This window comes from Dokdonia sinensis (assembly GCF_003688895.1).
In the GTDB taxonomy this organism is placed as follows: Bacteria; Bacteroidota; Bacteroidia; order Flavobacteriales; family Flavobacteriaceae; genus Dokdonia; species Dokdonia sinensis.
Map to the genome: position 1 here is coordinate 20,522 of NZ_REFV01000018.1, position 11,554 is coordinate 32,075.

Consider the following 11,554-nt stretch of genomic DNA (forward strand, 5'->3'; position numbering starts at 1 on the left):
TTTGATTTTACTTGCGGTAATTGTGTTAGATTAACATATAGGTTAGTCCTTAGATGCCTATACATCTTGAGGGCTACCTACGGAATATTATTCCATTTGCAAACTGAATATAATTAACTTGCTTTCGCCCATAGGCACTGCTCAGAACAACTTCCATCGCTCTCAGACGGATGTTTCTAAAAAAAATTTATCATTTTAACTCATTGAGCTCATCATTAATCAGCTTAACACATTCCAAAATTTCCTTCTCTAACCCCTTATAATTATTAATCATATAAACTCTTAGATCTTCATTCATTACTATTGCATTTTTGAATTCTACGTCGTTCTTAAGCTCTTCAAAATTAATAGGTTTTGCTAACTGATCACCTGCTATTGCACCTTCCTTTTTCCTGACCTCAACTCTACTTAAAACGGTAGGTATCACTATTTGATACTGCAATGCGTGGTCATCTTGAATTTCAAAATCAATAACATTTTGATAATAAAATGAATATAGCTTAGTTATGGATTTTCTTAAATTGTCATTTGTAATTATTTCTAATCCTTTTGCCTTGAGTGTTTCATAGGCACTATAGTTAACTACAGATCTCGTCGTATAAAGCAAACTACCGTAATAGACATCGAGAGAATCGGAGTATGTAGCCTGCTTGTCAAGACTATTTATAACTATTCGACTTGCATTAAGTCTTGTTTCATTAAAACCTATATTAAATCTAACGTCTTCCAAATCTGTTTTGAGATTATTAGCTATTTCCTTTAGGTACTTAATTTGCACCTTCTTCGTTTGTTTGTCAGTGTTCCAATTGTTTAACTGCAATGCAATAAAAATCCCAATGACCACAAGTATAATCTCTCCGACAGCATAGAGTAGGTATTTTGAGAGCCTATTTTCTCTAAGTAGTTTTTTACGAATTTTTCTGAAGAATTTTATCATAGGTTATTTATCATTTTTATAGAATTCTAAATTTTCAATAAGCCTATCAATGGAGGGAATTGTTTTCTCAAATTTTGATGTAAGGCGAACAACACCACTTTTAAATAGCTCTAATAAAACGATAAAGTCCTCATCCCTATTTGATACAATTTTCTGGATACTTGATGTGCCTTCATTTAAATTCAACAGATGATTTGGTGCTAAAAAGTTTAATTTTCCATTTAACGCATATTCGCTTTGTTTTACAAATGCTGACTTGATTGACCCAAACTGCATTCTATACATATTATCAATCTGTCTATTTAAACTATCTGGTAATTCTTTCCATAATTCAGAACCAGCAATAGTCGCATAAACAGGTGAATTTTCATTAAAGAACCACTCATCTTCAGCCAAATATTTAAGTAAGAATTTTAAGTTTAGTGTGTCAATTTTGTTGTTTCTGTTCCAATAATTAATTGATATATCAGAATTTCGAATTATTGATTTTCCAATAGCTAAATCTGATTTAAATTCCGCTTTTTTTGCCTTTAAATCTGTTATTAAAACATCAATTAATTGATTTTCCCTTATATTTTCTTTTCTATTTTCATTCCAGTTATTAAGCTGTAATGCAATTAGGATTCCGATGACCACAAGTATAATCTCTCCGATAGCGTAGAGTAGGTATTTTGAGAGCCTATTTTCTCTAAGTAGTTTTCGTCTGATTTTTCTGAAGAATTTTATCATCTCTAGGGTTCTAATCGATTAATTTCTTTATCCAAAAGTCCTATGAGATTTTCGACCTGAGGTATCATGTTCGTATTGTAGTGGAACTTTGAGAAAATGTCTAACCTATTTCTGTACGACTTTAAAAAATATCTAAATTCTTGATCCTGCTTTAGCCTCTCAAAGTCTAAAGGAATTAGTCTGGGTTCAAAACCTTGCTTGTCAAAATTAAATACGTAGGATTCTTCAAAATGCTCAGGAAACACCTCAACAAGACCACGCTCAGCTTCATCTAGGGTTATGGCTTTTTCAGTTTCAATAAAAAAATCATAACCTGAGTCATACACTCCTACAATGGCATCTCTTAACTGTATGTTTGACAATAAATCAATCCCTTTTGCCTTCAAAGTTTCAAATGCAGTTGTTGAATAGACAAATTTTACAGGAAACATAGCAATACCAATTTGGTCCGGAATAGAGTCGTGGTATGCATCATCTTTCTCAATACTCATAATCACTTTATCCGCAAATCCAATGCTCTTCCGGATGCTATTTGCATTATATCTTAAATCTTCCAGATCTGTTTCAAGTCCTGTTTTTAGGCTTTTAAGTATGCTCAGTTCTTCTTTTGATCGAATGCGACTTTCATTCCAATTGTTAATCTGCAAGGCAATAAGAATCCCAATCACTACGAGAACGATCTCCCCTATGGCATAAAGAAGATACTTACTGAATTTATTTTCAGACAGCAGTTGTTGCCGGATTCGGCGGAAGAATTTGATCATAAGGACGATGGTTGAATCGCCAGAGGAGGGAATTGCGAACTTAAATATATAAAAATAAGTAGGTTATTTGTGCATTTTGTTACAAGGAATGTATAAACTTCTTAGTCATTATCTCATCTAACAAAATGAAAATTCTTAGGCACGTCATCCTAAAGAACACACCTACCCTTTACAAAATCAAAAAAAACAAATTTCTAATTATAAAATCTCTTAAAGATAGAAGTAAGCTTTTCTGTAGGAATCATCTTGTTCTCATAGTGCCACATTTCGCGTAGAATTTGCTCCACCGCCTCAGGGCGAATCCCCATTTTTAGTCCAAAATTTCTGATAGCATCTATTTCGATAACGTGAGTTTCATCATCTACGTTCATTAATAATATGAGTCTGTAAAAATGTGAAATACGGTCTACTTCGGTCTTAAGCGGGGTTGTTTTTTCTGGGTTTTCAACAAGAGCGTCCACCGTGTTTTTATCAAAGCCAAAACTTTCGGCTACGGTGACTATAAAGTGATACTCTCGGTCGTCTATCTTATGATCTGCTTGAGCCAGAGCAATCAACTCTGACAGCATACAACGTTTTTCTTTGCTCATTAATGTCTGATGTGGTTTGAGCGAAAATAGGTTTTATTACGCTTTCGCGAAAGCGTAATAAAAACAAAAAACCTCACAACAACGCACAAAAAAAAGCGCAACTGGCGCTACGCTGTATGAAGATTGTTATCGGTCGCTTTTTAAACAGAGTCGCGGTTGGAATTTCATTGCACATCAGGACATTCCACAAAAATCGTTTTGGAACTGTAAATTCCTAATGTAAGCAAAAATCGAAGTAAACGAGAAGCTTATAAAAGATCCCGCTGAAAAAGCGGGATTAGTTCAACTAGCTTATTTGAATGCGCTGTTACACAGCTTTTCAAAAAAGCGTTTCACTAAAAAAAGCGCAACTGGTGCTACGCTATATAAAGATTGTTATCGGTCGCTTTTTAAATCCTACTAAAAAAATTAAACCTTTACGATTCAACCCTGAATGCTATTGCTTAGGTTGCTCCAAGTGTGAAAACTACAAACACACTTAGAATTCAATACTTCATATACTCACACCAGTACGCTTATCTCAATAAGTTGATTGTTATTTACGAATATAGATAATTCTCTACGTAAATACTAGACTAGTACATCAATTTTAAGAAATCACATCTGCGAGCGTCCTGTTGTCTAGGACATCTAAAGTCCTATCTCGCACCTCTAACATTAAGGTATGAAGGCTACAGACATCCTCATCAGGACAATCGTCACAGCGCTCATAAAAGTTTAAACTAACACATGGTAGTAATGCTATGGGACCTTCTAGTACTCGTATCACCCCAGACATTTTGATACTCTCTGGCTCTCTTATCAGGTAATAACCGCCACCTTTTCCTTTTTTGCTTCCTAAAAAACCTGCCTTGCGCAGTTGCAATAGGATACTCTCCAAAAATTTCTTTGAAATATTTTCTGCATCTGCAACTTGCTGGATGAGGACCGGACCTTCTCCTTTATGTTTTGCAATGTAGGCTAGGGCTTTGAGACCGTATTTTGTTTTTCGCGAAAGCATAACCCAAACATACTGTTATTTTTTGGGAAGAAAAACTTCGGCCATCATACATCGTGCGCTTCCGCCACCACAGGTCTCTATGGTTTCTAGATTGCTACTCACAATCTCACAGTGTTTTTCTATTCTGTCTATTTGGCTCTTATTTAAGCTCTTGTGTGCCGCAGCGCTCATCACAAGAAGACGTGTATTATTACTTCCTAACACCTGCAACATATTACCAGCAAATTGGTGCATTTGCGCCTCGCTTATTTCTATGATTTCTTTGCCCGTCGCCTTAAGGTGCTTAGCCACATTCTTGCGCTCTTTTAAATCATCAATGCTCTCCAGACAGATCACGCAGAAATTCTCTGCCAGACACATCATCACATTTGTATGATATATGGGCATACGCTTACCCTCTACTGTTTGATTTGCCGTAAAGATTACTGGAGTATATTCAAAATCTTCACAAAATTCTATAAACAATTCTTCATCTGCTCTGGGAGACAAAGCACAATACGCGCGCTCGTTCACACGATCCATAAGGACGCTACCTGTTCCTTCTAGAAAAAAGCCCTCATTTTCTGCACTTGTGTAGTCTATGATATTTTCTATATAAAAACCCTCACTTTCTAGACGCATAAAAATCTCCTCGCGACGTTCTTTTCTTCTATTCTCTGCAAACATTGGGTATATAGCAACATTTCCACTCTCGTGAAAGCTAACCCAATTATTAGGAAACACAGAGTCTGGCGTATCTCCTTTCTCATCATCATTCTCTACAATGACATTAACACCTTTTTCTCTCAATTTTTCGACAAAACTATCAAACTCCTTTTGAGCCCTTTCATTAATGGCCGCATTCCTGAGGTTAATGTCTTCTTGAAAATAATTGTTTACCGCCGTTTGCTCGTTCATACGGAACTGCACAGGGCGAATCATAAGGATATTATTTGTGATTTGTCTGTCTGCCATTGCACTAAGTTTAGGGCGACAAAATTACAACTTACTTACTACATCTCGTAGGATAATAGTGGCGTGCTCACGAGTATTTTCTATAAAAAGTTTACTGGTCTGGAGACCAGCATTTATCACTCCGGCAACGTAGACCTTAGACAGCGGTGTTTCAAGTGTTTCCGGGTTGTGAATTGGGATCTTATCATCATCATCACTTATGGGAAGCCCCAGCTTTTCAAACAAGGCGTAATCGGGTTTATACCCAATCATTGCCAGGACAAAATCATTTTCCAGCGTCACCTCTCCGTCTGGTGTTTGAAGTAGCACCGTATTTGCAGTGATTTGAGACACTGTAGTATTGAAATATGCCTTTATGGAACCTTCCTTGATTCTGTTCTCGATGTTAGGTTTTATCCAATACTTTGTTTTGGAATATATCTCGGAATCTCGTATGGCCATTGTGACCTCGGCACCTTTATAAAAAGTTTCCAGCGCCACATCGCAGGCAGAGTTTGCTGCTCCTACGACCAGTATTTTTTGACCCACGTATGGATGTGGGCTGTCATAAAAGTGTTTGACCTTAGGCAAGTCCTCACCAGGCACGCCCAGCATCCTGGGAGTATCGTAAAAACCGGTGCAGATGATGACCGCTTTCGCGAAAGCGGCACCCTTATCAGTCACCACATCATAACCTCCATCACGAGGCTTCATTGCCTCCACCCTCGTATACAACTTGACATTTAAATCCCAAGCTTCCTGCACCCGGCGAAAGTACTCCAAGGACTCGTTGCGCGTAGGCTTATCTGTATGGGATATGAAAGGCACATCTCCTATTTCCAAAAGATTAGACGTGGAGAAAAAGGTCATCTGTTCTGGAAAATTATATAGTGAATTAACCAAAACTCCTTTCTCCACAATAAGATAATTGAGATTTTCCTTTTCGGCAGCGATACCGCAAGCAAGACCGATGGGGCCTGCTCCGATAATAATTAAATCAAATTGCTTTCCGTCCATATTTATCGATTACGCCAAAAGAATGGAGTGAATAAAATAAGCACCGTAAACAATTCTAAACGACCGATGAGCATCAAGAAACCGCACCACCATTTAGCTCCCGAAGGAAGCCCTCCAAAATTATCAACTGGACTCAAGCTTCCAAAAGCGGGTCCCACATTTCCTAAAGAAGATGCCGCGCCTCCCAGCGCCGTTTGAAAATCAAGCCCAAAAGCAGCAAGCACTGATGCGCCGATGATCCAAGAGAGCATATAAAGTATAAAGAAAGCAAGGATATTAAATATAATCCCTCGATCTACAGATTTTGAATTGTAACGTACAGGTAATATTGCTCGAGGATGTAATGTCTTTTTAAATTCTACTATTGCATTGCGTATCGTTAATAAGTGACGTACCACCTTAATTCCTCCCGAAGTTGATCCCGCAGATCCTCCCAAAAACATCAAGCCAAAAAATATTACCGTAAGAAAAGGCGTCCACGCCGTAAAATCTGCCGTTACAAATCCTGTAGTCGTTATAACTGCGAGCACTTGAAAAAGAGCATGTCTTATAGCACTTTCCCCAGCTCCTAGAACCATAGGATGCTCTATGGACGAAGCACTAACGTCTGCCTTAAAATAAATTACCAGCGCTGTTAAAATGGAGAATCCTATGACAAAACTCATATACAAACGAAACTCTTCATCTTTTAAAATCTTCTGAATGCGCCCCTTAAAAGCGAAGTAACTCAGCACAAAATTCATCCCGGCGAGTGCCATAAAGAAAATAATAATATACTGAATGGCAGGATTGTCGTTCCAGTATGCAACACTTGCATTTTTTGTTGAGAATCCACCTGTCGAAAGTGTACTCAAAGCGTGATTTGCTGCGTCAAACAATGACATTCCAGCAATTTTAAGTGCGATAGTCTCTGCAACCGTAAAGCCAAAGTAGATTAACCAAAGTCGCTTTGCGGTATCTGTAATCCTGGGGTGTAACTTATCTGCGCTTGGCCCAGGAGCTTCTGCGGTAAACAATTGCATACCTCCTATCCCAAGCAAGGGAAGTATTGCTATAGCAAGTACAATAATTCCCATTCCTCCTATCCAGTGCGTTGTGCTTCGCCAGAATAAGATTCCGTTGGGAAGCGCTTCGATATCGCTTAAAATAGAGGCGCCTGTGGTGGTGTAGCCACTTATAGTTTCAAAGAAAGCATTTGTAATGGATGGAATTGTTCCTGTAATGAGATACGGTAGCATCCCACTTAAGGACATAAAAAGCCAGCCAAAAGTAACAACGATGTACCCTTCCCGTTTGTTAATTTCCTTGCGGTGCCCGCGAGTTGCAAACATTAAAATCACCCCTGCAAAAATTGTAAGCAACCCAGCAGACGAGATATGCAAAGCAAATCCATCCTTAGAAAGAAAACTTACGAGCGCCGAAATGATCATAAACCCACCGTTGCACAACAACAGCAGTCCCATGAGATGAAAAATGATTTTGTAATTTAACTTTGGCATCGCGCTAGACAAACATTTTTTCTACCTTTTTAATAGAACGTGGAAGGCTACATACTACCACCCGATCTCCAGCGACGATTTTAAAATCACCCAGAGCAATGATACCTTCACCTGCTCGAACGACCCCAGCAATAGTAGCAGAACGAGGAAAATCTATATCCCTTAATCTTTTACCTTCTACTTCTGAAGTTGGTTTTACAATAAACTCCAATAGCTCGGCATTCATATTATTGAGTTTTGTCATTGCAACAACCTCACCTCTACGTATGTATCTAAAGATATTGTTTGCGGCCAGTAGTTTTTTATTAATAAGGGTATCAATACCGATACTGTGAGAAAGCTGGAAATAATCCATATTCTCTACAAGCGCGATAGTTTTCTTTACACTTTTGGATTTTGCGACGAGACACGACATAATATTAGTCTCACTATCCCCCGTGACTGCTATAAAAGCATCCATATCGTGTATATTCTCCTCTTCCAGCAACTCTACGTTACGACCATCTCCATTGAGAACGAGTGCTTTAGGCAAAATATCTGCAAGGTCTGTGGCTTTGTCTCTGTTCTTTTCGATAAGTTTTACGTTAAACTTACTTGAGCAGAGATCGCGAGCCGTTTTATAGCCTATCTTACTTCCGCCCAGAATCATAACATTCTTAATGTCCTGTTTTGCTTTTCCTGTAAGCTTGTACAACTCTTCTACCCCTCCCTTTATAGTCATAAAGTAGACCTGATCTCCTTCTTTAAAAATTGTATCTCCACGCGGTATAAGAGTATACTGTGTACCAAATCGCTGTATCGCAATAGGCATAAAATGGAGCTCTGGAAATATATTTGCAGCTTCCTTTACACTCTTTCCCACAAAAGATGCTGTACGAGATAAGGTCGTACCTACCATCGTAAGTGCGCCGTCCTCAAACTCAAAACTATCTGAAAAGGCACTCTGGTTAAGCAATAACTCAATCTCTGCTGCAGCCAGACTTTCTGGTGATATCAACTCATCAATTCCGAATTTCTGAAAACCTGCAAGTTCCTTATGCTCAATAAATTCTGTGTTTGAAATACGAGCAATTGTCCTTCCTGCTCCCAGTTGTTTTGCCAGTACGCACACGGTAATATTTGTCGTTTCACTAGCGGTTACTGCAATGACAAGGTCCACATTTTCTACTCGTGAATCCTGTAAAATCGCAATAGACGTAGCGTCGCCTTTTATAGTTCTAATATCAAGATGCGTATCTGCATAAGCCAGACTCTCCTTGTCTGTATCGATAAGCGTGATATCTTGAGACTCGTATGATAGCAGTTTAGCTAGGTGGAAACCCACTTCTCCAGCGCCTGCAATAATAATCTTCATATAGTATATCCTGAAAAGTGATGCAAAGATATGGGTTTGGTCAAAAAGGAGAATGGATGTTATGATTTTGTTGAGATTACGCTTTCGCGAAAGCGGACTTTGAATTTAGGAGGAAGAGAAGGAGTTGGAAACTTTAGGAGGTTGCCCCGCTAGTCATCGGGAGTAAATAGTGATTTTGAATGAAATGGAATAGAAATTAATATTTTACGTCACGATCGTTTTAGGAGTTTAGTGTTTAGTGTTTAGTGTTTAGTGTTCAGTGTTCAGTGTTTAGGATATTCAAATTTTTCCAACTCATAATCCTAAGGAGTCGCCGGAAGACGCTCCCGAAAACAAATACAAGCGACAGCGACGTACTCAACACTTTAAACTAATCTCTAGATAAGTCTTAAGTCAATGAAGCAAATCTACACGAGTCCTAAATCATTTTCAAGTTCAAGTTCAAGTTCAAGTTTAATTTCCTATTCAAATTCGATTTCGTTTTCGATTTCGATTTCTCAGAGATTTGGGAAGCCGTATATTTGCACAAAAATTGCGCAATGTCTAAAAAGGTAACGCCTTACAACTCCTCAGACCAGTCTAAAAAACAACAAGTTGAACAGATGTTTGATACCATTTCTGGTGAATACGACGGACTTAATCGAGTCATTTCTTTTGGGATTGACGTAAAGTGGCGCAAAAAAGTAGTTGCTCATGTCGCTTCAAAAAAACCAGAAAGTATTCTCGACATTGCAACAGGTACAGGAGACCTCATCATTAATATGGCGAGTACAGGAGCAACAAGGCTCGTAGGACTAGATATTTCTGAAGGTATGCTCTCCGTAGGTCGAAAAAAAATAAAGGCAAAAGAACTGGACAGTCGTATCGAGATGATACAGGCAGATAGTGAGGCGATGCCGTTTGAGGATAATAGTTTTGATGCGATTACTGTGGCCTTCGGCGTACGTAACTTTGAAAACCTAGAAAAAGGCCTCGCCGAAATCTTGAGAGTATTAAAACCTGGCGGCATCTTTGTCATTCTAGAAACCTCAGTTCCTACAAAGACTCCATTTAAACAAGGGTATAATCTCTACAGTAAATATATCTTACCAGGAATAGGCCGAGCATTCTCAAAAGATAAGGTGGCTTACAAATATCTGAGCGAGAGTGCGAGTGTTTTCCCTTTTGGCGAAGTGCTCAACAATATTTTGCGTAAAATTGGGTTTAAGGACGTGGATGATAAACCACAAACCTTTGGCGTTGCAACCATTTATACCGCTTCAAAATAACTGTATGAGATTACTTTTTGCTGCTGTTTTTACCCTCTTTTTTGCGTTCCCAACATTTGCCCAACGTGGCGGATGGCTTACGAGACCGCGTGTGGAAAAACTTCAGAACTTTGACAAACCTACGCTTTCTTGGGGATACTATTTCGGGATGAATAGCTTTGATTTCAACTTTGATTATCAAGAAGACAGACCAGACATTCAGGTAGAAAAGGAAATAGGTTTTACGGTAGGAATGGTAGGAGACTTAAGAGTTTCAGACCATATTAATATAAGGCTAGAACCTGGATTAGTATATGCTCAGCGCAATTTAATGTATCCAGACGACCCACAATTTGATACTGACGAAGACCAAATACGAGAGGTAGGTTCCACCTATATTTATGTGCCCTTACTACTGAGATTTTCTACAAAAAGACTCAATAATGTGAAGCCATTTGTAACTTTTGGGATTGCAACAGCTTATAATCTTTCTAGTAACGAGAAGAATCCAGATGATAATGGCGATGGGCAGTTTAGAATGAAAACACGACCTTTCTTTTATGATATAGGATTTGGGATTGATATGTATTTAGATCGATTTAAATTTACTCCAAGCATACGTGGCGTCTTTGCCGTATCTGACGAACTAGTGCCAGATAATGACCCTAACAGTCCCTGGACAAGCAATATTACAAAAATGTCAACGCGAGGGATTTTCTTGAACTTTACGTTTCAGTAAACAAGTGACGAGCGCCTAAACTCACTCAAACAAATCGCCGTAGCTGTGGCAACATTTAAACTTTCGGTGGCTTGCTGTGGTCCAAATCTTGGGATTCCTAAACGGTTTGTGACTAAGCTCTCAATTTCTGCCGAAATTCCATTTGCCTCGTTCCCCATCACGAGGATTGCCTCCTTGGGCAAGACGCTTTTATAGATGTCCTCCCCATCCATAAACGTTCCGTATACAGGGCGTTTCTCACTTGCTAGATATGCGTTCAAATCTTCATAGGATATTTGCACTCTTGTAAGAGAACCCATTGTGGCCTGAACTACTTTTGGGTTGTAACAGTCTACCGTTTGTTTTGAGCACACAAGCTCCGTAATCCCAAACCAGTCGCACAGTCTTATGATGGTACCCAGATTTCCAGGATCACGCACATCGTCTAACACTAAAGTGAGCCCTTCTCGCTTTTTGCTTTCAGCCGCGGGGATTTTAAAAATGGCGAGTGCGGTTTGAGAAGTGCTTAAAAAGGTTACTTTCTTAAGTTCTTGAGCTGTTACTGTTTCAAAAGTGATGTTTTGGGCTGATAACGCTTTCGCGAAAGCGGCCTCCTCCTCCACCCACAATCCATCCAGCTTAAAAGTGGAATCCAGAAGTTCCTGAATGACCTTCACACCTTCGGCAACAAAGGCTTGTTCCTTAATGCGGTACTTTTTTTGACCGAGGCTCGTTATTCGTTTGGATTGACTTTTGCTTAACACTA

General features: G+C 38.9%; 13 protein-coding genes. 3 read left to right on the forward strand and 10 right to left on the reverse strand.

Annotation, left to right across the window (positions count from 1 at the left end):
- Positions 1-190: 190 nt before the first annotated feature.
- The 9 genes from EAX61_RS14660 to trkA all read right to left on the reverse strand — a co-directional run bounded on the left by EAX61_RS14660 (position 191) and on the right by trkA (position 8,823).
- The gene (locus tag EAX61_RS14660; RefSeq protein WP_121918465.1) at positions 191-937 is read right to left on the reverse strand and encodes a DUF6090 family protein; all 747 of its coding nucleotides are present in this window, start codon (positions 935-937) and stop codon (positions 191-193) included.
- Between the two features lie 3 nt (positions 938-940).
- Positions 941-1,666, reverse strand: coding sequence for a hypothetical protein (locus EAX61_RS14665; protein ID WP_121918466.1), 726 nt, complete (start codon positions 1,664-1,666; stop codon positions 941-943).
- A 2-nt stretch (positions 1,667-1,668) separates the two neighbouring features.
- Entirely contained in the window at positions 1,669-2,430 is a 762-nt protein-coding gene (locus EAX61_RS14670) for a DUF6090 family protein (RefSeq protein ID WP_121918467.1), read from the reverse strand.
- Between the two features lie 194 nt (positions 2,431-2,624).
- Positions 2,625-3,020, reverse strand: coding sequence for a TerB family tellurite resistance protein (locus tag EAX61_RS14675; RefSeq protein ID WP_121918468.1), 396 nt, complete (start codon positions 3,018-3,020; stop codon positions 2,625-2,627).
- Between the two features lie 589 nt (positions 3,021-3,609).
- The gene (locus EAX61_RS14680; RefSeq protein ID WP_121918469.1) at positions 3,610-4,020 is read right to left on the reverse strand and encodes an RrF2 family transcriptional regulator; all 411 of its coding nucleotides are present in this window, start codon (positions 4,018-4,020) and stop codon (positions 3,610-3,612) included.
- 15 nt (positions 4,021-4,035) lie between these two features.
- Entirely contained in the window at positions 4,036-4,974 is a 939-nt protein-coding gene (gene ctlX / locus EAX61_RS14685; protein ID WP_121918470.1) for a citrulline utilization hydrolase CtlX, read from the reverse strand.
- A 24-nt stretch (positions 4,975-4,998) separates the two neighbouring features.
- Positions 4,999-5,970, reverse strand: coding sequence for a YpdA family putative bacillithiol disulfide reductase (locus EAX61_RS14690; protein WP_121918471.1), 972 nt, complete (start codon positions 5,968-5,970; stop codon positions 4,999-5,001).
- A 2-nt stretch (positions 5,971-5,972) separates the two neighbouring features.
- A complete protein-coding gene (locus EAX61_RS14695; RefSeq protein WP_121918472.1) occupies positions 5,973-7,469 on the reverse strand; it encodes a TrkH family potassium uptake protein in 1,497 nt (498 codons plus the stop codon).
- A gap of 4 nt (positions 7,470-7,473) precedes the next feature.
- Entirely contained in the window at positions 7,474-8,823 is a 1,350-nt protein-coding gene (trkA, locus tag EAX61_RS14700) for a Trk system potassium transporter TrkA (protein ID WP_121918473.1), read from the reverse strand.
- A 30-nt stretch (positions 8,824-8,853) separates the two neighbouring features.
- On the opposite strand from trkA, the gene EAX61_RS16715 reads away from it, so the two are divergent.
- The 3 genes from EAX61_RS16715 to porT all read left to right on the forward strand — a co-directional run bounded on the left by EAX61_RS16715 (position 8,854) and on the right by porT (position 10,809).
- Positions 8,854-8,976 (forward strand): hypothetical protein, encoded by a 123-nt coding sequence (locus EAX61_RS16715; RefSeq protein ID WP_283806753.1) that lies wholly within the window; start codon positions 8,854-8,856, stop codon positions 8,974-8,976.
- Between the two features lie 386 nt (positions 8,977-9,362).
- Positions 9,363-10,091 carry a bifunctional demethylmenaquinone methyltransferase/2-methoxy-6-polyprenyl-1,4-benzoquinol methylase UbiE gene (ubiE, locus tag EAX61_RS14705; protein WP_121918474.1) on the forward strand — a complete coding sequence of 243 codons (729 nt, stop codon included), beginning with the start codon at positions 9,363-9,365 and terminating at the stop codon, positions 10,089-10,091.
- A gap of 4 nt (positions 10,092-10,095) precedes the next feature.
- Positions 10,096-10,809: a type IX secretion/gliding motility protein PorT/SprT gene (gene porT, locus EAX61_RS14710; RefSeq protein WP_121918475.1), complete on the forward strand. Its 714-nt coding sequence runs from the start codon at positions 10,096-10,098 to the stop codon at positions 10,807-10,809.
- On the opposite strand, the gene EAX61_RS14715 is transcribed toward porT, so the two are convergent.
- On the reverse strand, positions 10,803-11,552 hold the full coding sequence (locus tag EAX61_RS14715) for an RNA methyltransferase (RefSeq protein WP_121918476.1): 750 nt from the start codon (positions 11,550-11,552) through the stop codon (positions 10,803-10,805). The two genes, porT and EAX61_RS14715, sit on opposite strands and share 7 nt — an antisense overlap.
- Positions 11,553-11,554 lie beyond the last annotated feature (2 nt).

Bases quoted from the DNA above. Each gene is read 5' to 3' on its own strand.
- EAX61_RS14660 (WP_121918465.1), bottom strand. From the start codon at position 937: ATGATAAAATTCTTCAGAAAAATTCGTAAAAAACTACTTAGAGAAAAT.
- EAX61_RS14665 (WP_121918466.1), bottom strand. From the start codon at position 1,666: ATGATAAAATTCTTCAGAAAAATCAGACGAAAACTACTTAGAGAAAAT.
- EAX61_RS14670 (WP_121918467.1), bottom strand. From the start codon at position 2,430: ATGATCAAATTCTTCCGCCGAATCCGGCAACAACTGCTGTCTGAAAAT.
- EAX61_RS14675 (WP_121918468.1), bottom strand. From the start codon at position 3,020: ATGAGCAAAGAAAAACGTTGTATGCTGTCAGAGTTGATTGCTCTGGCT.
- EAX61_RS14680 (WP_121918469.1), bottom strand. From the start codon at position 4,020: ATGCTTTCGCGAAAAACAAAATACGGTCTCAAAGCCCTAGCCTACATT.
- ctlX (WP_121918470.1), bottom strand. From the start codon at position 4,974: ATGGCAGACAGACAAATCACAAATAATATCCTTATGATTCGCCCTGTG.
- EAX61_RS14690 (WP_121918471.1), bottom strand. From the start codon at position 5,970: ATGGACGGAAAGCAATTTGATTTAATTATTATCGGAGCAGGCCCCATC.
- EAX61_RS14695 (WP_121918472.1), bottom strand. From the start codon at position 7,469: ATGCCAAAGTTAAATTACAAAATCATTTTTCATCTCATGGGACTGCTG.
- trkA (WP_121918473.1), bottom strand. From the start codon at position 8,823: ATGAAGATTATTATTGCAGGCGCTGGAGAAGTGGGTTTCCACCTAGCT.
- EAX61_RS16715 (WP_283806753.1), top strand. From the start codon at position 8,854: ATGGGTTTGGTCAAAAAGGAGAATGGATGTTATGATTTTGTTGAGATT.
- ubiE (WP_121918474.1), top strand. From the start codon at position 9,363: ATGTCTAAAAAGGTAACGCCTTACAACTCCTCAGACCAGTCTAAAAAA.
- porT (WP_121918475.1), top strand. From the start codon at position 10,096: ATGAGATTACTTTTTGCTGCTGTTTTTACCCTCTTTTTTGCGTTCCCA.